The sequence below is a fragment of the Bradyrhizobium sp. SZCCHNRI3043 genome (assembly GCF_032377735.1).
In the GTDB taxonomy this organism is placed as follows: Bacteria; Pseudomonadota; Alphaproteobacteria; order Rhizobiales; family Xanthobacteraceae; genus Bradyrhizobium.
In genome coordinates this window covers 180,309-202,047 of record NZ_JAUHID010000007.1, presented here as the reverse complement: position 1 = coordinate 202,047, position 21,739 = coordinate 180,309, and the positions used below count along the sequence as shown (strand labels likewise).

General features: G+C 66.9%; 19 protein-coding genes. 10 read left to right on the top strand and 9 right to left on the bottom strand.

Annotated features, from left to right (window positions below; all coding sequences use genetic code 11):
* Positions 1-2: 2 nt before the first annotated feature.
* Together QX124_RS17200 and QX124_RS17195 are read left to right on the top strand one after the other, a co-directional pair.
* Positions 3-911 (top strand): transporter substrate-binding domain-containing protein, encoded by a 909-nt coding sequence (locus QX124_RS17200; RefSeq protein WP_315797781.1) that lies wholly within the window; start codon positions 3-5, stop codon positions 909-911.
* 140 nt (positions 912-1,051) lie between these two features.
* Positions 1,052-2,698, top strand: a complete 1,647-nt coding sequence (locus QX124_RS17195) for a lysine--tRNA ligase (protein WP_315797780.1) — start codon at positions 1,052-1,054, stop codon at positions 2,696-2,698.
* Between the two features lie 192 nt (positions 2,699-2,890).
* Here the strand turns inward: QX124_RS17195 and QX124_RS17190 are convergent, their stop codons facing one another.
* Positions 2,891-3,652 carry a carbonic anhydrase family protein gene (locus QX124_RS17190; RefSeq protein WP_315784809.1) on the bottom strand — a complete coding sequence of 254 codons (762 nt, stop codon included), beginning with the start codon at positions 3,650-3,652 and terminating at the stop codon, positions 2,891-2,893.
* Positions 3,653-3,906: 254 nt separating this feature from the next.
* Between QX124_RS17190 and QX124_RS17185 the strand changes: the two genes are divergently transcribed.
* Both QX124_RS17185 and QX124_RS17180 read left to right on the top strand, forming a co-directional pair.
* Positions 3,907-4,251: a DUF952 domain-containing protein gene (locus QX124_RS17185; RefSeq protein WP_315778374.1), complete on the top strand. Its 345-nt coding sequence runs from the start codon at positions 3,907-3,909 to the stop codon at positions 4,249-4,251.
* Positions 4,248-5,342: a quinone-dependent dihydroorotate dehydrogenase gene (locus tag QX124_RS17180; RefSeq protein WP_315735815.1), complete on the top strand. Its 1,095-nt coding sequence runs from the start codon at positions 4,248-4,250 to the stop codon at positions 5,340-5,342. Before QX124_RS17185 ends, QX124_RS17180 begins: the two co-directional genes overlap by 4 nt.
* Positions 5,343-5,406: 64 nt before the next feature.
* Here QX124_RS17180 and QX124_RS17175 read toward each other — a convergent pair whose 3' ends face one another.
* From QX124_RS17175 to QX124_RS17155, 5 genes are all read right to left on the bottom strand, one after another.
* Positions 5,407-6,711 carry an MATE family efflux transporter gene (locus tag QX124_RS17175; RefSeq protein WP_315784846.1) on the bottom strand — a complete coding sequence of 435 codons (1,305 nt, stop codon included), beginning with the start codon at positions 6,709-6,711 and terminating at the stop codon, positions 5,407-5,409.
* Between the two features lie 107 nt (positions 6,712-6,818).
* Complete coding sequence (locus QX124_RS17170) at positions 6,819-7,553, bottom strand: MBL fold metallo-hydrolase (protein ID WP_315797779.1); 735 nt, start codon at positions 7,551-7,553, stop codon at positions 6,819-6,821.
* Positions 7,554-7,566: 13 nt separating this feature from the next.
* On the bottom strand, positions 7,567-7,875 hold the full coding sequence (locus QX124_RS17165; protein ID WP_315735819.1) for a DUF6460 domain-containing protein: 309 nt from the start codon (positions 7,873-7,875) through the stop codon (positions 7,567-7,569).
* A gap of 120 nt (positions 7,876-7,995) precedes the next feature.
* The gene (locus QX124_RS17160; protein ID WP_315797778.1) at positions 7,996-9,870 is read right to left on the bottom strand and encodes an ATP-dependent DNA ligase; all 1,875 of its coding nucleotides are present in this window, start codon (positions 9,868-9,870) and stop codon (positions 7,996-7,998) included.
* Positions 9,867-10,913, bottom strand: a complete 1,047-nt coding sequence (locus QX124_RS17155) for a ligase-associated DNA damage response exonuclease (RefSeq protein ID WP_315778391.1) — start codon at positions 10,911-10,913, stop codon at positions 9,867-9,869. Before QX124_RS17155 ends, QX124_RS17160 begins: the two co-directional genes overlap by 4 nt.
* Before the next feature lie 115 nt (positions 10,914-11,028).
* Here QX124_RS17155 and QX124_RS17150 point away from each other — a divergent pair, with 115 nt between their 5' ends.
* From QX124_RS17150 to pdeM, 4 genes are all read left to right on the top strand, one after another.
* Complete coding sequence (locus QX124_RS17150) at positions 11,029-11,955, top strand: methyltransferase domain-containing protein (RefSeq protein ID WP_315797777.1); 927 nt, start codon at positions 11,029-11,031, stop codon at positions 11,953-11,955.
* Positions 11,956-12,063: 108 nt separating this feature from the next.
* Positions 12,064-13,293 carry an ABC transporter substrate-binding protein gene (locus QX124_RS17145; RefSeq protein WP_315797776.1) on the top strand — a complete coding sequence of 410 codons (1,230 nt, stop codon included), beginning with the start codon at positions 12,064-12,066 and terminating at the stop codon, positions 13,291-13,293.
* 379 nt (positions 13,294-13,672) lie between these two features.
* The gene (locus QX124_RS17140) at positions 13,673-16,378 is read left to right on the top strand and encodes a ligase-associated DNA damage response DEXH box helicase (protein WP_315797775.1); all 2,706 of its coding nucleotides are present in this window, start codon (positions 13,673-13,675) and stop codon (positions 16,376-16,378) included.
* Between the two features lie 49 nt (positions 16,379-16,427).
* Positions 16,428-17,081, top strand: a complete 654-nt coding sequence (gene pdeM, locus QX124_RS17135) for a ligase-associated DNA damage response endonuclease PdeM (protein ID WP_315797831.1) — start codon at positions 16,428-16,430, stop codon at positions 17,079-17,081.
* A gap of 247 nt (positions 17,082-17,328) precedes the next feature.
* Here the strand turns inward: pdeM and QX124_RS17130 are convergent, their stop codons facing one another.
* Positions 17,329-18,195 carry a LysR family transcriptional regulator gene (locus QX124_RS17130; protein WP_315797774.1) on the bottom strand — a complete coding sequence of 289 codons (867 nt, stop codon included), beginning with the start codon at positions 18,193-18,195 and terminating at the stop codon, positions 17,329-17,331.
* A gap of 97 nt (positions 18,196-18,292) precedes the next feature.
* On the opposite strand from QX124_RS17130, the gene QX124_RS17125 reads away from it, so the two are divergent.
* On the top strand, positions 18,293-19,213 hold the full coding sequence (locus QX124_RS17125) for a DMT family transporter (RefSeq protein WP_315797773.1): 921 nt from the start codon (positions 18,293-18,295) through the stop codon (positions 19,211-19,213).
* Positions 19,210-19,989, top strand: coding sequence for an MBL fold metallo-hydrolase (locus QX124_RS17120; RefSeq protein WP_315797772.1), 780 nt, complete (start codon positions 19,210-19,212; stop codon positions 19,987-19,989). Before QX124_RS17125 ends, QX124_RS17120 begins: the two co-directional genes overlap by 4 nt.
* An 11-nt stretch (positions 19,990-20,000) precedes the next feature.
* On the opposite strand, the gene QX124_RS17115 is transcribed toward QX124_RS17120, so the two are convergent.
* Both QX124_RS17115 and QX124_RS17110 read right to left on the bottom strand, forming a co-directional pair.
* Positions 20,001-20,780, bottom strand: a complete 780-nt coding sequence (locus QX124_RS17115) for a TIGR02186 family protein (RefSeq protein ID WP_315735834.1) — start codon at positions 20,778-20,780, stop codon at positions 20,001-20,003.
* The gene (locus QX124_RS17110; protein ID WP_315735837.1) at positions 20,777-21,703 is read right to left on the bottom strand and encodes a sulfite exporter TauE/SafE family protein; all 927 of its coding nucleotides are present in this window, start codon (positions 21,701-21,703) and stop codon (positions 20,777-20,779) included. The genes QX124_RS17115 and QX124_RS17110 overlap by 4 nt, the downstream gene beginning before the upstream one ends.
* Positions 21,704-21,739: the final 36 nt, after the last annotated feature.

Genomic DNA, 21,739 nt, shown 5'->3' with positions numbered 1-21,739 from the left:
TGATGCAGACCGTCTTATCAAAGCCCGTGAAATCCGCGCCTGCGGCCCGCGCCGCCATCGCCAGCGCGCTGCTCTGCTTCGGTCTCGCCGCAGCCGGCTCGGAGGCGCGCGCCCAGGCGCCCGTGCGGCCCGCCGTCGAGGCGGCGCCGCAGGCCGTCCCCGGCTTCTGGGACCCGCGACGCCGGCCCGACCGGCCCGATTTGTCGCGCCTCACCGTGATTCGTTTCCTGACCGAGACCGATTATCCGCCGTTCAACTTCACCGGTCCGGACGGCAATCCGGCCGGCTTCAACGTCGATCTGGCACGGGCGATCTGCGACGAGATCAAGGTCACCTGCACCGTCCAGATGCGCCGGTTCGAAACCCTGCTCGATGCGCTGTCCTCGAACCGGGGCGATGCGATCATCGCCTCGATCGCGGTGACGCCGCAGATGCGGGCGCGGGCCGACTTCTCCGATCCATATTACCGGGCGCCCGCTCGCTTCGTGTCCCGCCGCGATGCCGTCATGACCGAGATCCGCCCCGAATTTCTCGAGGGCAAGAAGATCGGCGCCGTCGCCGGCACCGCGCACGAGGCCTACCTCAAGGCGATGTTCACCGACGCCGAGATCAAGACCTATCCGAACGACGAGGCGCTGCGGCAGGCGCTGCGCCGGGCCGAGGTCGACCTGATCTTCGGCGACGGCATCTCGCTGGCGTTCTGGGTCAATGGCACCGATTCCGGCGATTGCTGCGCCTTTTCCGGTGGACCTTTCGTCGAAAGCCGCTATTTCGGCGAGGGCGTCGGCATCGCCGTGCGCAAGGGCAACGACCTCTTGCGCCAGGCGCTGAACTGGGCGCTGTTCCGGGTGTGGGAAAAAGGCCGCTACACCGACCTGTGGCTGCGCTACTTCTCGATCAGCCCGTTCTAGCGCTTGCCGTCGTTCCGGGCGCGTCGAAGACGCGAACCCGGAACCTCGAGATTCCGGGTTCGATGCTTCGCATCGCCCCGGAATGACGGGTATCATGACCGCTGTTTTGCACTGACGTCTTCGGAGAAGTCTTTTTCACGATGTCCACGATCGATCTCGTCCCAACCAGCCCAAGCGACTTGCGCGCGCTCGCCGAACAATCCAACGCCTGGCCGTTCGAGCAGGCGAAAGCGATCGTCAACCGGCTGAAGAAGAACCCCAAGGACGAGGTGCTGTTCGAGACCGGCTACGGCCCGTCCGGCCTGCCGCATATCGGCACCTTCGGCGAGGTAGCGCGCACCACCATGGTCCGCCACGCCTTCCGCGTGCTCACCGAGGACAAGATCAAGACCCGCCTGATCGCGTTCTCGGACGACATGGACGGCCTGCGCAAGGTGCCGGACAACGTGCCGAACAAGGACATGCTGGCCACGCATCTGGGCAAGCCGCTGTCGCGCATCCCGGATCCGTTCTCCAACGAATATCCGTCGTTCGCCGCTCACAACAATGCGCGGCTGCGCGCCTTCCTCGACCGGTTCGGCTTCGACTACGAGTTCGCCTCCGCGACCGACTACTACACCTCCGGCAAGTTCGACGCGGCTCTGCTGCGCATGCTGGAGCGGCTCGAGAAGGTGATGGCGATCATGCTGCCGAGCTTGCGCGAGGAGCGCGCGGCGAGCTACTCGCCGTTCCTGCCGATCTGCCCGCGCACCGGCCTCGTGCTGTACGTGCCGATCGTCGAGCACGACGCCAAGGCCGGCACCATCTCCTACGACGATCCGGAGACCAAGGAGCGCATGACCGTTCCGGTGACCGGCGGCCATTGCAAGCTGCAATGGAAGCCGGACTGGGCGATGCGCTGGCATGCGCTGGGCGTCGACTATGAAATGGCCGGCAAGGACCTGATCGATTCGGTGAAGCTGTCGGGCAAGATCTGCGCGGCGCTCGGCGGCACCCCGCCTGAGGGCTTCAATTACGAGCTGTTCCTCGACGAGAAGGGCCAGAAGATCTCGAAGTCGAAGGGCAACGGGCTGACCATCGACGAATGGCTGCGCTACGCCTCGCCGGAATCGCTGTCGCTGTTCATGTATCGCGAGCCGAAGGCGGCGAAGCGGCTGTATTTCGACGTCATCCCGCGCAACGTCGACGACTACCAGCAGTTCCTCGATGGTTTTCGGAAGCAGGATGCCAAGCAGCAGCTCGGCAATCCGGTCTGGCACATTCATTCCGGAAAGCCGCCGAAGGCCGACATGCCCGTCACCTTCCAACTGCTGCTGACCTTGGTGTCGTCGTCGAACGCGGAGAATGCCGAGACGCTGTGGGGCTTCATCGGCCGCTACCGGCCCGGCGTGACGCCGCAGACGCATCCCAAGCTCGACGCGATGGTCGGCTACGCCATCAACTACTATCGCGACTTCGTCGCGCCGACCAAGACCTTCCGCGAGCCGACCGAGGGCGAGCGCGTGGCGCTGCAGGATCTGCGCGATGCGCTGTCCAATCTTCCGGCGGAGGCCACGGCCGAGGACATCCAGAACGTGGTCTACGAGATCGGCCGCCGCGAGCCGTTCCTCGACCACGCCAAGAAAGGCAAGGATGGCCGCCCCGGCGTGTCGCTGGACTGGTTCAACATGCTCTACCAGGTGCTGCTCGGCCAGGAGAAGGGCCCCCGTTTCGGCTCCTTCGTCGCGGTCTACGGCGTGAACAATGCGGTGGCGATGATCGACGGCGCGCTAGCGCGGAGCGCGTGAGTGCCGCGCTGGTCACGGCATAAACCGGTGTCGTCCCGGCCTTGGGCCGGGACCCATAGCCACGAGCCGAGGTGAGGTGACGGATATCCGCCACCTCGCAAGACAACTGAGATTCCGCGGTTGGGTCCCGGCGTTCGCCGGGACGACAGCGGAGAACTCGGCGACCGCGTCAGTCCGAAGCGGCCATTCGAACTACACCCCGTGCAGCACGAAGCGGCGGTCGAGCTTCTGCACCGGGCGCGCGTTCATCGGATACAGCTTGGCGAATTTCGCGACGTCCGCTTCCGCGACCGAGACCGGCTCGCTCAGCAGCAGCCATTCGACCACCTCTGAGCAGGGCGGCGTCGTCAGCGAGCCGGCATAGCGATAATAGGAGCGGCGTGCCGGCAGCATCATGTTGGGGTTGATGCGCGGATCGGCCTTGACCGCGGGACCCTCCTTGTCCGGCATCGTCGCCACGATCTGCGCGAAGGCGGGATTGGGCCGGCCGGTGGTCATGAGAACGCCGACCACGGCGAGCCCGCCCGACGCGGCGCGGTGGACGAAATGCGCCTCCATCGGATAGTTCTTGCCACCGATCTGATGCTCGCTCGGGCGATGGAAATGCACCTGCAGCAGCTTGTAGGTGGTGCCGTCGAGCTTCAGGGTGCTGCTGCCGTCGGCAAAGTTGAGCTGGATGGTGTGACCATTGTTGACGATGGTGTCGGCGGTCCTGGCCCAGCTCAGCTTGAAGTTGGGCAGTTGGGCCCGGGTCGAGTGCTCGATGTCGATGGGCGATTGCTGGGTGCCGACGCCGCAGACCTTGTTGGCCGCATCGAGATCCCCCCAATTGGCCGGTCCGGTCGCGCCCTCATAGCTCCAATGCGGGGCGCCCTCGGCGGCGAAGCCCGGGGTCGCGCAGGCGGGGCAGAGGGCGAGCCCCGCAAGAGCCTTCAAGACGTGGCGGCGGTCCATGGCAATCTCCAAAAGGTTCAAGCGTGGGCATGATCGGTTGCGAATCGCGCGCAACAGGAAAACCGAATCAGGTTAACCCTTGCTGAGGAACCGGCTGCGTCCTCGCGAACTCGCAGTCACTCGGGTGCAGCCTGAGCGGGGCGGCCGCCGGGCTGTCCCGGGCAAACGATGCTTGAGTTCGCCGCCCCCTGCCGATACGGTCGACCGCTCCGAAAACATCAGCAAACTCAAGCTCGAGCCAGGACCGCGCGAAGGTGCCCAAAATCTACAAAATCTGCTCAGCTTCGGCCTGGCGCGAGGCGGAGCGGCTGGGCGTGTACCGCGGTAGCGCCGACGATCTGCGCGACGGGTTCATCCATTTTTCGACCGCCCCCCAGGTGCCGGAGACGGCCCGGAAGCACTTTTTCGGGCAGAGCGCGCTGTTCCTGGTCGAGGTCGAGGCGGATGCACTGGGTGGAGGCTTGCGCTGGGAGCGCTCGCGCAACGACGAGCTGTTCCCGCATCTGTATGGCGAACTCGATCTCGGCGCCGTGACCGCCGTTCACCAGTTGCACAGCCGTGCCGATGGCGGCCACGACATTCCGGACCTGAAGCCGTGATCCGCGCTTTCGACCAGCTCTCGCTGCCGCTGCTCCGCTGGCTCGACGCCGAGGATGCGCACCGGCTCGCCATCCAGGGCCTGAAGCTCTTGCCGGCGATCAAGCCGCGACCGGACGATGCGAAGCTCGCGGTGCGCGCCTTCGGGCTCAACTTCCCGAATCCGGTCGGCATGGCCGCCGGCTTCGACAAGAACGCCGAGGTGCCGGACGCGCTGCTGCGGCTCGGCTTCGGCTTCGTCGAGATCGGTTCGGTCACGCCGCGGCCGCAGAGCGGAAATCCGCGCCCGCGGCTGTTTCGGCTGGAGCGCGACGAGGCGGTGATCAACCGCATGGGCTTCAACAATGACGGCGCCGAAATCGTGTTGCGGCGGCTTGCCGGCCGCGCCCATCAGGGCGGCATCGTCGGCGTCAATGTCGGGGCCAACAAGGATTCGGCCGACCGCGTCGCCGATTACGTCCGGCTGATCGAGACCTTCGCGCCGGTGGCGAGCTACTTCACCGTCAACATCTCCTCGCCCAACACGCCGGGCCTGCGCAACCTGCAGCAGGCTTCTCAGCTCGACGAGCTGCTATCCAAGGTGCTGGAGGCGCGCGACCGTATCCGCCGCAAGGCCGGCGACACCCCGGTGCTGCTCAAGATCGCGCCGGATCTCAGCCTCGCCGAACTCGATGACGTCGTCCATGTCGCGCGCTCGCGCGGCGTCGACGGCATGATCGTGTCGAACACGACGCTCGCTCGGCCCAGCTCGCTGCGCGAGCAGTTGCGCGCCAAGGAGCAGGGCGGCCTGTCCGGGCGGCCGCTGTTCCGGCTGTCGACCCGGATGGTGGCCGAGACCTTCGTGCGCGTCGAGGGCGCGTTCCCGTTGATCGGCGTCGGCGGCATCGACACGGGCGGCGCCGCGCTCACCAAGATCCGCGCCGGGGCCAGCCTGATCCAGTTGTATTCCTCGCTGGTCTACAAGGGCCTCGGCCTGGTCGAGAGCATCAAAGCCGACCTGACCTCGACGCTGCTGCGCACGGGACGTGACTCCCTGGCGGAGATCGTCGGCGCCGACGCCGCGACGATCACGGCCGAGGATTGGCCGGTTTAGTTGCAGCCGAGCTGTCGCATCATTCACGCACGGCTTCATCCCCGCCTTCGCGGACGATGACAGCTCACATTGTCGGTCGAGTCGGGCTCTTCCCGAATGACGCCCGCAGCAGCGCCGGATAGCGCGCGGCCTGGAAGCCGCCGCGGGCGGCGTAGAAGCCGAGCATCGCGATCCACAGGCCCGTATTGCCGAAGCCGCGCAGCGCCAGCCAGATGCCGAGGAAGACGATCAGCGCCGCCACCATGAGATTGCGCATGTCGCGCGCCCAGGTGGCGCCGATATAGACGCCATCGAACGCGAAGGCGAACACCGACAGCAGCGGCGAGGCCACCACGAACGGCAGATAGTCGCGCGCCGCGCGGCGCACCGCATCGTTTGCCGTCATCACGTCGATCAGCACCGGACCGAACAGCGCGAAGATCGCGGCGACGGCGAGCGCGAAGCCGAAGCCCCAGGCGAGCACCAGCCTTGTGGCGCCGGAAAAGGCGTCGCGGTTGCGCGCGCCGAACGCATAGCCGCAGAGCTGCTCGGCGGCGTTGGCGAGCCCGTCGAGGAAAAACGCGGCCACCAGCAGGAAATTGTTCAGCACCGCGTTGGCCGCCAGCGTCGTGTCGCCGGCACGCGCGCCTTGTGAGGTGAAGAACAGGAAGGCGACGATCATCGCCGCGGTGCGGATCATGATGTCGCGGTTCACCGCCATCATGTGCATCAGCTTGGCGCGGTCGAGCAGCGCAGCGCGCGATATCCGGGCGTCGGCTTTGACCAAGCGGCGCGCCAGCACCAGGCCGATCGCGACACCGACCGTCTCAGCGATCACGGCGGCAATCGCCGCGCCGGCGATACCGGCCTGCAGCATCTGGACGAACAGGATGGTCGCGGCCATGTTGATCAGGTTGATCGCGACCTGAACGGCCAGCGCCAGCCGTGCGCGGGCCAGTCCGACGAGCCAGCCGAGCAGCACGTAGTTGGCGAGCGCCAGCGGCGCCGACCATATCCGGACGATGAAATAGCTGCGGGCCGCGCTCAACACGGCGTCGCTGCCGCCCATGATGTCGAAGATGATCGCGCCCAGCGGCAGTTGCAGCGCGATCAGGGTGACGCCGATCAGCGCGGCCAGCGCCAGGCCGCGGATCAGGACCATCAGGATCTCGTCGCTCTCGCCGGCGCCGAGCGATTGCGCGGTGAAGGCGAGTGTGCTGGCGCGGAGGAAGGCGAACAGCCAGAACAGGCAATCGAAGATCACCGAGGCCATGGCGACGCCGCCGAGCATGGCCGCTTCGCCGAGCCGGCCGATCGCCGTGGTCGAGACGATGCCGATCAGCGGCGTGGTCAGGTTGGCGATCATCGCGGGACCCGCGATGTCGAACACCTGCGCTGTTGTGATTTTCGCTGAAGCGGTCAAGAACGTCTCGCGGATTGGCAAAGCGCGCGGCACGCGCGTCTCTCCTGGTCTTAGCGGCCTTTCGCGTCTCTCAGCTAGAGGTCGATGCTCATGCCGTCATGCGCGGCCACATGGCCGATGCGGTCCAGCCGGCCCAGCATGTCGTCGCTCATATGGGTGAGCACCAGCCGCTTCGGCCCGATCTCGCCGAGATGCGCCTCCAGCGCCGCGAGGCTGAGATGGTTCTTCACCGCCTTGTCGTAGGTGTAGGCCTCGGCGATCAACAGGTCGGCGTCGCGGCCGAGCGGGATCAGGCTGTCGGTCCACTCGGTATCGGCGGTGTAGGCGACGATCTTTCCCTCGGCCTCGATCCGGTAGCCGAGAAACGGTCCGCCCGAATTGCCGTGGACGACTGGAAACGGCGTCACGCAGACCGCGCCGAAGCGCGTTGGCTGCTCAGGCGCGAGCTCGATCACCGACAGTTCGAATTTCCGCGGCGTGCGCGACGAATGCTCGAACAGCGCTTCCATCACCTGCGTCAGCCGCGCCTCGATGCCGGCCGGGCCGACGATCACCAGCGGCTGCGTCCGGCGCGAAAACTGCGCATCGAGCAGCAGGAACGGCAGGCCGGCGAAATGATCGCCATGGAAATGCGTGATCAGGATCAGTTCGATATCGTTGCAGGCGATGCCGAGCCGCTTCAGCGCCGGTAACGACGAGGCGCCGCAGTCGATCAGGAGATTGGTGCGCAAGCCGGTCAGATGGAAGCAGGTGTTGGACCTGCCGCCCGAGCCGAACGCGTCACCGCAGCCGACGAAGCGGAGCTGCATCGGCTGCGTCTCTCTACCGGCCGCGCGGGGCGAACAGCCGCGACAGGAACCAGATCGGGATCACGATCACGGCGCCGAGCAGGAAGTAGCGCCACAGCCAGTTGAAGGCGTCGAAGCCGAGCTCGTACAGCCGGATGAACAGCAGCCGGATGCTGTGCAGGATGTTCAAGGGATCGAAGCCGATCGCCGACAGCACCACGCCGACCAGGATCGACAGCAGGACCAGCCGGAACGCCACCGACAGCGGCGAGCCGCCGAGAAAGCGATACAGGCCATCCGAGCTGCGGGCGCGGGCCGGATAGTCCCTGATGTCGTTCGACATGTCATCGTCTCCAGGCGGGTTCGTCGGATTCGCGAGCCCGATTATAAAGCACGGCAGGGCAGGTGGGGAACCCGGCTCGCCGCCGCAAGCTGGTTACTGGCATTTAATGTTCCCGCGCTGTCACGCCGGGGTCTCGCTCTTCAGCATGCGCTCCAGCGTCTCCAGCCGGTCGGCGTCGCGCGGTGGCTTGTCCCAGCGCAACCGGTTGATGCGCGGAAAGCGCATCGCGATGCCGGATTTGTGCCGCGGCGAGCGCTGCAGGCCCTCGAACGCCACTTCGAGCACGAGCCCCTGCCCGGGCTCGTGCACGACGTGGCGGACGGGACCGAACTTCTCCGCGGTGTTGCGGCGGACGAAGCGGTCGATCTGCAGCAGCTCCTCGTCGGTGAAGCCGAAATAGGCCTTGCCGACGGGCACCAGCTGATCGCCGCCGTCTCCCGCCGTCCAGACGCCGAACGTGTAGTCGGAGTAATAGGACGAGCGCTTGCCGTGGCCGCGCTGCGCATACATCAGCACGGCGTCGATGATGTGCGGATCGTGCTTCCACTTCCACCACTGCCCCTTGGGACGCCCCGGCAGATACAGCGCGTCGCGCCGCTTCAGCATCACGCCTTCCACCGCTTCGGCATCGTCGCCGGCCCCGGCCGAGGCGGGATTGGCGCGCGCGGCCTTCAACGCATCCCAGGTCGCGAACGCAATGGTCGGTGACAGGTCGACGCGCGGATCGTCCAGGCGCTTGATGAACGCCTCCAGCTTCGCGCGGCGCTCGGCGAACGGCAGCTCGCGCAGGTCATTGTCCTCATCGCCGAGCAGGTCGTAGGCCCGCAGGTGGATCGGGTACTCCTTCATCAGCTTCGGCGACACCGTCTTGCGATTCAGCCGCTGCTGCAGCACGTTGAAGCTCTGTACGCGCTGATCGCGCACCACCAGCAGCTCGCCGTCGAGCGCGCCAGGCAGATGCAGCGACGGCAGCAGGTCCGGAAAGCTTCCCGTGATGTCCTCGCCGCTGCGCGAATACAGCCGCGTGACGATGCGGCCATCCGCCTCGCGGCCGCTCACCGCCTGCACGCGGATGCCGTCCCATTTCCATTCCGCGATGTAGTCGGCCGCGTTCATGCCGGCGAAGTCGTCGTCCTCGACCGCATGCGCCAGCATCACAGGGCGGAACGGCGCGGGATCGCGGTTGATCGGCCTGTCGCCGCGGCCCTCGAGCCAGGCGAACAGGTCGAGATAGGGCGGCGCGAGCCCCGGCCAGATCAGCTCGACCTCGTGCGGGTCCTTGTCGCCGAGCGCGGCCGCTGCGGTCTTGGCAAGCCGCGCGGAGATGCCGATGCGCAAGCCCCCGGTGACCAGCTTCAACAGCGCCCAGCGCCCGGTCTCGTCGAGCTCATCCAGCCATTGCGCGAGTTGCCGCGGCATCTCGGTCTTGCCGAGGGTGCGCAGGGTGGTGACGACCTCGGTCAGCGTCGGCGGTGGCGGGTTGTTGTGGCCGGGTGCGGGGTCCCTCGTGAGACCGCCCGTGGGGTCCCCCCCTCCCTGACCCTCCCCCACAAGGGGGGAGGGAATGGAGAGAGCGGTTGTGGGGGACGGGAAACGTGAAGGGGGAGCGATGCTCGATGCAGCCCGAGACAGCAACTCCGAACGCGCCAGCGCTCCCTCCCCCCTTGTGGGGGAGGGGTGGGGAGGGGGGTACCCAGGAACGAGCTGCTGATGATGCGCCCTGTCCTTCGGCCACATCAGCGCGACGGTCTCCGAGAGATCCCCCACATAATCATACGATAGCGCGAACAGCACCGGATCGGTGCGCGCGGCGATTATTTCGCGGATCAGCGCCGGCTTGGCGTGCTTGAACGACAGCGCGCCCGTCAGCGCGCCCAGCGCGTAGCCGCGATCGGGATCCTCGACCTCGCGGAAGTACGACGTCAGCAGGCGCAGCTTGTTGTTGCGGCCCGGCTCATAGGCGAGGCGGTCGAGCAGCTCGGCGAAGCGGTTCATGCCTCCGCGTCCTCCGTCGCCACCACCTCGCTCTCCTCCTCGTCGCCATAGCCGACCAGGTCGAGCGGCCGGGCCGCCAGGCCCTTGCTCCGGCACCAATGCACCAGCGCGTCCTCCTGGCCGTGGGTGACCCACACCTCGCTTGCGCCGGTCGCCGCGATGGTGGCGGTCAGCCCGTCCCAGTCGGCATGGTCCGAGATCACCAGCGGCAGCTCGACGCCGCGTTGCCGGGCGCGGGCGCGCACCCGCATCCAGCCCGAGGCGAAGGCCGTGACGGGATCGGGAAAGCGCCGCGTCCACAGGTCGGAGGTCGCGCTCGGCGGCGCCAGCGTGATCGTGCCGGCGAGCTCGGCCTTCTTGACGCCCTTCACAGGCCTCAGCTCGCCCAGCGCGATTCCCTTGTCCCGATAGTAGCGCGTGATCCTCTCCATCGCGCCATGCAGGTAGATCGGCTGCTCATAGCCGGCCTCGCGGATCAGCGCGATCACGCGCTGCGCCTTGCCGAGGGAATACGCGCCGACCAGATGCGCGCGGTCGGGAAACAGCGCCACCGAGGCCAGCAGCTTGTTCACTTCCAGCGCTGCGTCGCCGTGACGGAACACAGGTAGGCCGAACGTCGCCTCGGTGATGAAGACGTCGCATTGTACCAGCTCGAACGGCGCGCAGGTCGGATCGCGCGCATCCTTGTAGTCGCCGGATGCGACGATGCAGGTCCCGCCACAGGACACCTTGATCTGCGCCGAGCCGAGCACGTGACCGGCGGGATGAAAGCTCGCGGTGACGTCGCCGAGCCTGATCTCCTCGCCATAGCCGATCGCCTGGATCGAGCCCGCAAAATTCTCGCCATAGCGCAGCCGCATGATGTCGAGCGTCTCCTGCGTCGCCAGCACGGCGCCGTGGCCGGCACGGGCATGATCGGAATGGCCGTGGGTGATCAGCGCCCGCTCGACCGGGCGCACGGGATCGATGTGAAAGCCGCCGGCCTTGCAGCACAGGCCGGAGGGAACGGGCAGCAGGATGTCTTGCGGGCGCATGCCGGTCATATAGGTCACGCAAGACGCGTTTTCAGGTCGTGCCAGTTTCCATCTCGTCATGCGCGGGCTTGACCCGCGCATCCATCTCCTCGATGAGAAGCCCGCATTGACGACGATGGTTCCCATGCCCAACCGCCTGTTCCTGTCCTCCGGCGATCTGATCGCCGACCGCCGCTACGAGTTCGCCCGCGACCTGCAATTGAAGGGCGACCTGGTCGCGGCCGCCGAGGTGATGGAGCAGGCCATCGAGGTCGCCCCCAGCTTCGCCTCGGCCTGGTTCGAACTCGGCAAGATCAGGATCGCGCTCGGTGAAACCGACAAGGCAATCTCTGCCTTCCGGAACGCCTGCGTCGCCGATCCGGATGACCGCCACGGTGCCGCTGTGCGTCTGATGCAGCTCGGCGCCGCGCCGCTCTCGGACATGCCGAAGGCCTATGTGCAGTCGCTGTTCGACCAGTACGCGCCGCGTTTCGAGACCGAGCTGATCGAGCGGCTGCACTACCGCGCGCCCGCGATCCTGTTCAAGGCGGTGATCGCGGTGCGCGCGGCCGAGCGCAAGCTGGCCTATTTCAAGCGCGCGATCGATCTCGGCTGCGGCACCGGGCTGGGTGCGGCGGCGTTCGCCAGCAACGTCGACAGCTTCATCGGCATCGACCTGTCGGCCGGCATGATCGCGGAGGCGCGCGCCACCGGGCTCTATGCCGGGCTCGAGGTCGACGACATGACCGCAGGGCTGCAGCGCCAGGACGTTGCGTCTGCTGATCTCATTCTCGCAGCCGATGCGATGGTCTATGTCGGCGACCTCGGCCCGGTGTTGCGCGAGGCGCAACGTGTGCTGGCGCCGGGCGGGCTGCTGACCTTTACCGTTGAGACCCATGACGGCGACGGTGTGATCATGGGGAAGGGGCTGCGTTATGCCCATGGAGCGGAATATGTCCGTGGCGTGATCGCGGCCGCGGGATTGAAGCTGGCCCATCTCGAGCCGGCGTCGCCACGCACCGAGGAGCAGCTGCCGGTGCGCGGGCTGGCCGTGGTCGCCGTCGGGACTTGAGTCTACACGCTATTGAATGCGCTGCACGCGGCGTCCAATGCGGCAACTTCGCTCTTGCCGCAGCTCTCCCGATGCCAAAAAATGTCGGCAGTCTAGGGAGAGACAAAAATGAAAAAACATCTGACGCGGCGCGATTTCTGCGCCACCGCGCTTGCGACCATCGGCGCTTCATCCATCGCGTCGCCCCATGTCTGGGCTGCCGAGAAGAAATATGATGCCGGCGCCAGCGACACCGAGATCAAGATCGGTCAGACCATTCCGCATTCCGGTCCCGGTTCGCTGTACGGCGTGCTCGGCCGGGTGGGTGAAGCCTATTTCCAGATGCTCAACGAGCAGGGCGGCATCAACGGGCGCAAGGTCAAGTTCTTGACCATGGACGATGCCTATAGCGCACCGAAATGCGTCGAAGCGACGCGGCGGCTGGTCGAGCAGGACGAAGTGCTGGCGCTGTACGGCTCGCTCGGCACTGCGCCGCAGACCGCCGTGCACAAATACCTCAATTCCAAGGGCGTGCCGCAGCTGCTGCTCAACACCGGCGCCTCGAAGTGGAATGATCCGAAGAACTACAAATGGACCATGGCGGGGCTGCCGCTCTATCCGACCGAGGCGCGCATTCTCGCCAAGCACGTGCTGATCGTGAAGCCGGAAGCCAAGATCGGCATCCTCTATCAGAACGACGATTTCGGCCGCGACTTCCTGGGACCGTTCAAGAAGGTGCTGGCCGACGCCGGCGGCAAGGCGCAGGTGATCATGGAGCAGACCTATGATCTCACCGAGCCGACGGTGGACTCGCAGCTGATCAATTTGTCGAAGTCCGGCGCCGACGTGTTCTACAACATCAGCACGGGAAAGGCCTCGTCGCAGTCGATCCGCAAGGTGGCCGAGCTCGGCTGGAAGCCGCTGCAGCTGCTGTCGGCGGGCTCGACCGGCCGTTCGATCCTGTCCGCCGCCGGCCTCGAGAATGCCAAGGGCATCGTCGCGATCCGCTATTCCAAGGACGCCGGCGTGCCGCAGTGGAAGGACGATCCGGACGTGAAGGGCTTCGAGGCGCTGCGCGCCAAGTACCTGCCCAGCATCGATCCCGACAACACCATCGCCTATGCCGGCTACGGCCAGGCGGTGTCGATGGGCGAGATCCTGCGCCGCTGCGGCGATACGCTGACGCGCGAGAACGTGCTGAAGCACGCCACGACACTCGCCGGCTTCCACTCGCCGTTCTTCCTCGACGGCGTCAACTATGCCTACACGCCGGACGACTACACGCCGATGAAGACGCTCTACATCTCGATCTTCGACGGCAAGGACTGGAGCATCTCCGAGAAGCCGATGACGGAGTAGGGGGCAGCGGTCTCATTCGTCATTGCGAGCGAAGCGACGCAATCCAGAGTTCCTCCGCGGACGCAGTCTAGATCGCTTCGTCGCTTCGCTCCTCGCAATGACGATGTGGCGAGGGATGCAGCCTCAAACTCCGCTGTCGTCCCTGCCTAGTGCGCAATTGCGCACGCGGCGCAGGGATCCATAACCACCGGCTTTGTTGGGACGATGACTGGCAGTATGCGTCTCACCGATGCCGCGGTATGGGTCCCTGCGTTCGCGGGGACGACGGCGGAGCGTGGCGAGGCGCTGGCGCTTCAGGATAGGCTGGCACGGCAGCCGTGAAGGCTAAGGCGCCTATCCGCCCCTCGACGAACCGCGGGCGACTGCCTACCTTCCCCCGGTGCCGCCCCGCGTCTCACCAGTCCCGCCTGACGACAGCGCCGCCTTGCCCGACCATTTCACCGAATGGTTCGCGGCGCGCGGCTGGGCGCCGCGCGCGCATCAGCTGGCGCTGCTGGAGAAGGCTCGCGCGCAACGCTCGGCGCTGCTGATCGCCCCGACCGGCGCCGGCAAGACGCTCGCCGGGTTCCTGCCGACCCTGGTGGAGCTCGGCTCCGCCGTCGCGCCGAAGCATCGTTCTGTTCTTGCCAAGCCATCCGCTCTCTCCACTCCCTCCCCCCTTGTGGGGGAGGGGCGGGGAGGGGGGCCTCCGGCGGCGGTGTCGATGGTGGCACCCGGCACCGAGCCGAATGCACTGGTCGAACTCGCGAACACGGAAAAGAGCAAGCAGACGGCGAACCGCATCCCGCGACCCGCCGGCCTGCACACGCTCTATATCTCCCCGCTGAAGGCGCTCGCGGTCGACATCGCCCGCAACCTCGAGGCGCCGATCTCGGAGATGGGCCTGCCGATCAAGGTCGAGACCCGCACCGGCGATACGCCGGTGTCGCGTCGGCAGCGCCAGCGCCGCTATCCGCCGGACATTTTGCTGACGACGCCCGAGCAGATGGCGCTGTTGCTGTCGTCCGACGATGCGCCGTTTCTGTTTTCCTCACTGAAGCGCGTGGTGCTCGACGAGCTGCATGCACTGGTGACCTCCAAGCGCGGCGATCTGCTGTCGCTCGCGCTGGCGCGGCTGTGGCGGCTTGCGCCGGACATGCGCATGATCGGCCTGTCGGCGACCGTCGCCGAGCCCGAGCAGCTCGCGCGCTTCCTGGTGCCGCAGCCGAGCGGTGGCATAGCCGCGGCCGATGTCGTGGTCGCCGGCGGCGCCGCGCCGCCGGTGGTCGAGATGCTCGACACGCAGGAGCGGCTGCCGTGGGCCGGCCACAGCGCGCGCCATGCGCTGGCCGAGATGTACGAGCTGATCAAGCGAAACAAGACCACGCTCGTGTTCGTCAACACCCGCAGCCAGGCCGAGATGCTGTTCCAGGAGTTCTGGCGCATCAACGACGACAATCTCGCCATCGCCCTGCATCACGGCTCGCTCGACGTGGCGCAGCGCCGCAAGGTCGAGGATGCGATGTCGGCAGGCAGGCTGCGCGGCGTCGTCTGCACCTCCTCGCTCGATCTCGGCGTCGACTGGGGCGACGTCGATCTCGTCATCAATGTCGGCGCGCCCAAGGGCTGTTCGCGGCTGATGCAGCGCATCGGCCGTGCCAATCACCGGCTCGACGAGGCTTCGCGGGCGGTGCTGGTGCCGGCCAACCGCTTCGAGGTGCTGGAATGCTCGGTCGCGATCGATGCCATCGCCGACAATGCGCAGGACACGCCGCCCTTGCGCACCGGCGCGCTCGACGTGCTGGCGCAGCACGTGCTCGGCTGCGCCTGCGCCGAGCCGTTTCTCAGCGACGAGCTCTATGTGGAGGTCACCACTGCGGCCCCCTATGCATCGCTGTCGCGCGCGGATTTCGACGATGTCGTCGATTTCGTCGCCACCGGCGGCTACGCGCTGAAGACCTATGAGCGCTTCGCGCGCATCAAGCAGGATGCAAAAGGACGCTGGCGCGTCGCCAATCCCAAGGTGCGGCAGAGCTATCGCCTGAACGTCGGCACCATCGTGGAAGAAGCGATGCTGAAGGTGCGGCTGGTGCGCTCGCGCGGCGGCGGCGCCGGTTCGACCGGCGCGATCGCGCGCGGCGGCAGGCTGCTGGGCGAGATCGAGGAGGCGTTCATCGAAGGGCTCACGCTCGGCGACACGTTCGTGTTCAGTGGCGAGATCGTGCGCTATGAGGCGCTGGCCGAGGACCAGGTGTATGTGTCGCGCGCCAACGATGCCGATCCCAAGGTGCCGTCCTACATGGGCGGCAAGTTTCCGCTGTCGACCTATCTCGCCGATCGCGTCCGCGGCTTGCTGGATGATCGCCGCGCATGGTCGGCCTTGCCGGAGCAGGTGCGCGACTGGCTGTTGCTGCAGAAGGACGTGTCGCGCGTGCCAGCGCGCCGCGAGCTCCTGGTCGAGACCTTCCCGCGCTCCGACAAGCATTATCTCGTCTGCTATCCGTTCGAGGGCCGGCTCGCGCATCAGACGCTGGGCATGCTGTTGACGCGAAGGCTGGAGCGGGCGCGCGTCCGGCCGCTCGGCTTCGTCGCCAATGAATATGCGCTCGCGGTGTGGGGGCTGGGCGACATGTCGTTGATGGTCAGCCAAGGCCGGCTCGATCTCGCCGCCTTGTTCGATCCGGACATGCTGGGCGACGACCTCGAAGCGTGGCTGGCCGAATCGGCGCTGATGAAACGCACGTTCCGGTCCTGTGCGATCATCTCCGGCCTGATCGCGCGGCGTTCGACGACCGAAGAGAAGACCCGCCGCCAAGTGCTGTTCTCGACCGATCTGGTTTACGACGTGCTGCGCCGGCATCAGCCCGATCACATGCTGTTGCGCGCCGCGCGCGCCGATGCCGCCACCGGCCTGCTCGATCTGAAGCGGCTCGGTGATATGCTCCAGCGCATCGAGGGACGAATCACCCATCGGGAACTCGATCGCGTCTCGCCGCTGGCGGTGCCGGTGATGCTGGAAATCGGCCGCGAATCCGTCTATGGCGAGGCCGCTGACGAGCTCCTGGCGGAAGCTGCCGAGGAACTCGTGAAGGAAGCGATGGGGTAGATCGAGAAGCGAGGCGGCTTTGCGGGGGACTGTCTGCGCATCGGGAATGATGGACGTCGCCGGCACCGCGCTGCGCGTCGATCTCTCCGGCGCGCTGGTATGGGACGAGCAGCGCCTGCTCATCGTTTCCGACCTGCATCTGGAAAAAGGCTCGAGCTACGCGTCACGCGGCACGCTGCTGCCGCCGTTCGACACCGCCGCGACCTTGCACCGGCTGGCCGCCGTGGTCGCGAACTACAATCCGCGCGCCGTGATCGCGCTCGGTGACAGCTTTCACGATCGCGACGCGCATACGCGCCTGACCGGTGACGATCGCGCCTGCATCGCCAACCTCCAGGTCGGCCGCGACTGGATCTGGATCACGGGCAACCACGATCCGGCCCCGTGCGGCATCGGCGGCGAGGTGGTCAACGAGATCACGGTCGGCGCGATCAGCTTCCGTCACGAGCCGACCGGCGCGCGTGGAGAGATCGCCGGCCATCTGCACCCCAAAGCGCGGGTGGCGACGCGGGCGCGCACTTTGGAGCGACGCTGCTTCGTCTCCGACGGCGAGCGCGCCGTGATGCCGGCGTTCGGCGCCTATGCCGGCGGCCTGAGCGTGCGCGACGCGGCCTTCGCCAAGCTGTTTCCGAAGCGCGCCTTCATCGCGCATGTGCTGGGAGATAGGCGCCTGCACAGCATCGCCGCGGCGCGGTGCTATTAGTCGGATGATGGAAATTCATTAGTTGGATCAGTGATCAGAGGTCGAACGGATCATTCGACGCTGGACTGATCATGCCCGCTGCGCGCACCGCTGCGCCCTCTCCCCCGCTTGCGGGGGAGAGTTGGAGAGGGGGCGCCAAGCGCACCGCCGTCGGAGCGGCCCCCTCCCTAGCCCTCCCCCGCAAGCGGGGGAGGGAATGCACTTTGCTCGTGGCGCCATGGTCGCAGGAGTCGCGGACGTCTCGCTGCTACGCCGCCTTCGCCTGTACCTTCTCGCAGAACTCGGCCAGCCGGTCGGCCAGGCGCAACGTCGCCGGGCTCGCGTCGGGCGAGGCGACCAGCGCAACCTCCGTGCGCTCGATCGGCGCAAAGCCCTCGCGCGCCGTCAGCACGCGGTGCTCCGACTGCACCGATATCTCGGAGAGGATGCTCAGCCCCATCCCGGCCGCGACCGCGGCCTGAATGCCGGCGAGGCTCGACGATGTGTAGGCCATGTGCCAGGCGCGCCCTCTGCTCTCCAGCGCATGGATCGCCCGGGTCCGATAGAGGCAGCCGAGCGGGAAGCCGATCAGCGGCAGCGAGCGGGCGTCGATGTCGACGGGATGGGCCTTGCTGGTCACCCAATAGACCTGCTCCGGCCACGCCGCGATCGCTGCCCTGGTGTCGTCGACGCCGCGCTTGAGCAGCGCCAGATCGAGATCGCCGCGCTCGATGTCGCGCTTCAGGTTGAGGCTCTGGTCGGCGCGCACGTCGAGCCGCAGATCGGGGTGGGCGCGCGAGAACGCGGCGAGCAGCTTGGCGAGCCGGTAGGCCGCGAAATCCTCGGGGATGCCGAGCTTCACCGCGCCGTCGGGTCCGGGCCGCGCCACGACATCGCGGGCCTCCTCGGCGAGTGCCAGCAGGCGGCGGGCATAGGACAGCAGCCGCTCGCCGGCCTCGGTCGGCGTGACCTCGCGGCCGTCACGGTTGAGCAGCGTCTGGCCCAGATCCTCCTCGAGCCGCCGGATCTGCTGGCTGATCGTCGACTGCGTGCGGTGGACGCGCTCGCCGGCGCGGGTGAAGCCGCCGGCCTCGACCACCGAGACGAAGCTGCGCAACAGGTCCAGATCGAGCACGCGGGACCTCCATTCGGAAAACCACTGAATGCCAGTCTATCATTTAATTTCCAAATGGAAAAGAACAGCCCTATACCGGCGACGAAGGAGAGCTCTGATGTCGTCCGTTTCCTCGGTTGCCGTGACCCCGATGAAGTCGAACCTGCTGCCGCTCGAAATCGGCCTGTTCTGCTTGCTGTGGAGCTTCGCCTTCGTCGCCGGCAAGGTCGGCGTGACCTATTGTCCGCCGCTGCTGCTGCTCGCGGCGCGGTTCTCGCTCGCCGGCGTCCTCATTCTCGTGGTGTCGGCGGTCCGGGGCGAGCTGCGCATGAGCTGGCGCGATGCGGCCGTGTTCGCGATCATCGGCATCGCCAACAACGCGCTCTATCTCGGCCTCGGCTACACCGGGCTGCAGACGGTGTCGGCGGGGCTCGGCGGCCTGATCGTCTCGGCCAATCCCGTGTTCACGGCGGTGTTCGCGGCGCTGCTGCTGGGCGAGCCGCTGACCCTGCGCAAGATCTCAGGCCTTGCGCTCGGCACCATCGGCGTCGCCATGATCGTCTGGCACCGCATGTCCGTCGGGACCGACCAGCTCGAAGGTATTCTCTATACGCTGGTGGCGCTGGCCTCGATCGTGACCGGCACCATCCTGTTCAAGCAGCTCGCCCCGAAGGGCAGCCTGTGGATCGGCAACGGCATCCAGAACCTCTCGGCCGGGCTGGTGCTGTGGCCGGTCGCGCTCATCGTGTCGAACGTGGACGAGATCGTGCCGAATGCGCAACTGATCGGCGCGTTCGCCTTCCTGGTGCTCGGCGGCTCGATCCTGGCCTACGTGCTCTGGTTCCATCTCTTGAAAGTCTGCGGCGCGACCGCCGCCAGCGCCTATCATTTCGTGATGCCGCCGCTGGCGATGATCTTCGCCTTCCTGGTGCTCGGCGAGCACGTGGCGCTGCAGGACCTGCTCGGCGTCGTTCCCGTCGCGCTCGGGATCTATCTGGTCACGCGGGCGCCGGCCCGAACCGTTGGAGCATCATCATGAGCGTTGCGATCACCCTGATCGGCGGCCCGACCGCCCTGATCGAAATCGATGGCTTCCGCCTGCTGACCGATCCCACATTCGATGCTCCCGGCCGCTATGAATTGCCGCATGTCGTGCTGGAGAAGCTCACTGGACCGGCGATGACCGCGGAGGCGATCGGCGAGGTCGATGCGGTGCTGCTGAGCCATGACCAGCATTCCGACAATCTCGACCACGGCGGCCGCGCCTTCCTGACACGTGCACCGCGCGTGCTCACGACGGAAGTCGGCGCAGGCAGGCTCGGTGCGCCGGCGGAAGGATTGGCGCCGTGGCAGACGACGCAGCTCAGCAAGGGCGGCAGGACATTGACGGTCGCGGCGACGCCGGCGCGCCATGGTCCCGCCGGCATCGAGCCGCTCGCGGGCGATGTGATCGGCTTCGTCCTGATCCCGCAGCACGGCGCGCCCGTCTATGTCAGTGGCGACACGGTGTTCTATGACGGCGTGGCGGAGGTGGCGCGGCGTTTCAAGCCTAGCGTCGTGATGCCCTTTGCCGGAGCGGCGCAGACACGCGGGCCGTTCCATCTCACCATGGATACCAACGACACGGTCGAGACCGCGCGCGTGTTTGCCGAGGCCGCCATCGTTCCGGTTCACACGGACGGCTGGGCCCATTTCCGCCAGGACGCGCAGGATCTGCGCAAGACCTTCGATGCGCTCGGGTTCGGTGCGCGGCTGAAGCTTCTGGAGCCCGGTGTGAGGACGGTGATCGCCTCGTCGCCCAGCTCCTCGCAATGAGGCGGAAAAGATCAATCCCGACGGAACACGATCGAGGCCATCCATCCCGTCATCAGTGCCATCGCGGCGGTGACGAGACCATAGACGAAGCCGTTCTGCCGCGCTGAGTTCGCGACGAACTGCTCGAAGCCGACCTTGACGATCTCGAACGCGGTCTCGGTCTTGGTGACCAGCGCGCCGTCGGCGAGCAGCTTGATCTCGACCTCATAGGTGCCGATCGGCACCGCAGCGGGCAGAGGGATGCCGGTACGGAACAGGGTCGGCGTCAGGAGGGTCACTGCGGACGTGTCCTCGCGATACAGGCCGTGCTGCGACTGCAGTCGCACGAAGGCGCTGCGGAACGCGTCGTTCGGGACCACGTCGGCATAGTCGGGACCGACGCGCTGGGTCAACAATACGTTGTTGAGTCCGAGCTGCTGCCGGCGCAGCACCTCGGGCGCGGCCATCGTGTCGAACGGGCGGTTGGCGAACAGCGCCAGATAGCCGGGCACTTTGAGGAACTGGCGCGAGTCGGTGTTGATCCAGATGCCGAACTTGCGCTCCTTGCGCCGCGTCACCATGTCGGCGCGCGGCCCGCGGACGGTGACGACGAGGTCATAGGCGGTGCGGCCTGGTGGGGTCTGGACGTCCTTCTCGACCGAGCCGAACAGCACCAGCTCCTCCCCGGAATAGTTCGGCGTCACCGTCACGCGATGGTTGGAGACCGAGACAATCAGCCGCTCGGCGCGCGCCGATGCGGCGCCGGCAAGCAGCAGCATGAAGGTGAGGCTGGCGAGGCGGAGCGGCGTCATCTGCTGATCTCGGTCTCGCGGATCGTGAACAGGTCGTCGGGCTTGATCACGAGCTCGATCGCGAACCGGATGCCGACGGCGAGGATCAGCAGGCCGAGCAGCAGCCGCAGCTGCTCGCCGCGGATCATCTGGCCGGCGCGGGCCCCGAACTGCGCGCCGGTGACGCCGCCGACCATCAGGATCAGCGCCAGCACGGCGTCGACCAGATGATTGCTCATCGCGTGCAGCATGGTCGCGATCATCATGGTCGCGAGCGTCAGGACCATCGAGGTGCCGATGACGGTCGAGGTCGGCACGCGCAGCAGGTAGATCAGCAGGGGCACCAGAATGAAGCCGCCGCCGATGCCCATCACGGCGCCGAGGAAGCCGATGATGAGGCCGATGGCGATCACCGGAATGACGGAGACATAGATCTTCGAGCGCTTGAAGCGCATCTTCAGCGGCAGGCCGTGGATCCAGACATGGCTGCCCGGACGCCGCACGGTCGCGACCGCGCCCTGGCGCGCGCGCATCATCGCGCGCAGGCCTTCCCAGAACATGGTGCCGCCGACGCTCGTCAGCAGGGCGACATAGGACAGCGCGATCATCAGATCGAGCTGGCCGAGCGAACGCAACAGGGTGAAGGTGGCGACGCCGAGCCCGGTGCCGAGCGCGCCGCCGATCATCAACACCGAGGCCAGCGAGGGATCGATCGCGCGCCGCCGCCAATAGGACAGCGCGCCGGAGAACGAGGAGGCGGCGATATGGCTGGAGACCGAGGCGACCGCGACCGCGGGCGTGATGCCGACGAAGATCAGGAGCGGCGTCATCAGGAACCCGCCGCCGATGCCGAACATGCCGGAGACGAAGCCGACGGCCGCGCCCATCGCCAGCAACAGGAAGATGTTGACCGGGATGTCGGCGATCGGAAGATAAATCTGCATCGGCGCGGCCTCTGCGAACCTTCGAGCGAGCATCCC

Excerpts from the sequence above, each read along its gene's own strand:
- QX124_RS17200 (WP_315797781.1), top strand. The coding sequence starts at position 3 with ATGCAGACCGTCTTATCAAAGCCCGTGAAATCCGCGCCTGCGGCCCGC.
- QX124_RS17195 (WP_315797780.1), top strand. The coding sequence starts at position 1,052 with ATGTCCACGATCGATCTCGTCCCAACCAGCCCAAGCGACTTGCGCGCG.
- QX124_RS17190 (WP_315784809.1), bottom strand. The coding sequence starts at position 3,652 with ATGGACCGCCGCCACGTCTTGAAGGCTCTTGCGGGGCTCGCCCTCTGC.
- QX124_RS17170 (WP_315797779.1), bottom strand. The coding sequence starts at position 7,553 with ATGCAGCTCCGCTTCGTCGGCTGCGGTGACGCGTTCGGCTCGGGCGGC.
- QX124_RS17165 (WP_315735819.1), bottom strand. The coding sequence starts at position 7,875 with ATGTCGAACGACATCAGGGACTATCCGGCCCGCGCCCGCAGCTCGGAT.
- QX124_RS17160 (WP_315797778.1), bottom strand. The coding sequence starts at position 9,870 with ATGAACCGCTTCGCCGAGCTGCTCGACCGCCTCGCCTATGAGCCGGGC.
- QX124_RS17155 (WP_315778391.1), bottom strand. The coding sequence starts at position 10,913 with ATGACCGGCATGCGCCCGCAAGACATCCTGCTGCCCGTTCCCTCCGGC.
- QX124_RS17150 (WP_315797777.1), top strand. The coding sequence starts at position 11,029 with ATGCCCAACCGCCTGTTCCTGTCCTCCGGCGATCTGATCGCCGACCGC.
- QX124_RS17145 (WP_315797776.1), top strand. The coding sequence starts at position 12,064 with ATGAAAAAACATCTGACGCGGCGCGATTTCTGCGCCACCGCGCTTGCG.
- pdeM (WP_315797831.1), top strand. The coding sequence starts at position 16,428 with ATGGACGTCGCCGGCACCGCGCTGCGCGTCGATCTCTCCGGCGCGCTG.
- QX124_RS17125 (WP_315797773.1), top strand. The coding sequence starts at position 18,293 with ATGTCGTCCGTTTCCTCGGTTGCCGTGACCCCGATGAAGTCGAACCTG.
- QX124_RS17120 (WP_315797772.1), top strand. The coding sequence starts at position 19,210 with ATGAGCGTTGCGATCACCCTGATCGGCGGCCCGACCGCCCTGATCGAA.
- QX124_RS17115 (WP_315735834.1), bottom strand. The coding sequence starts at position 20,780 with ATGACGCCGCTCCGCCTCGCCAGCCTCACCTTCATGCTGCTGCTTGCC.
- QX124_RS17110 (WP_315735837.1), bottom strand. The coding sequence starts at position 21,703 with ATGCAGATTTATCTTCCGATCGCCGACATCCCGGTCAACATCTTCCTG.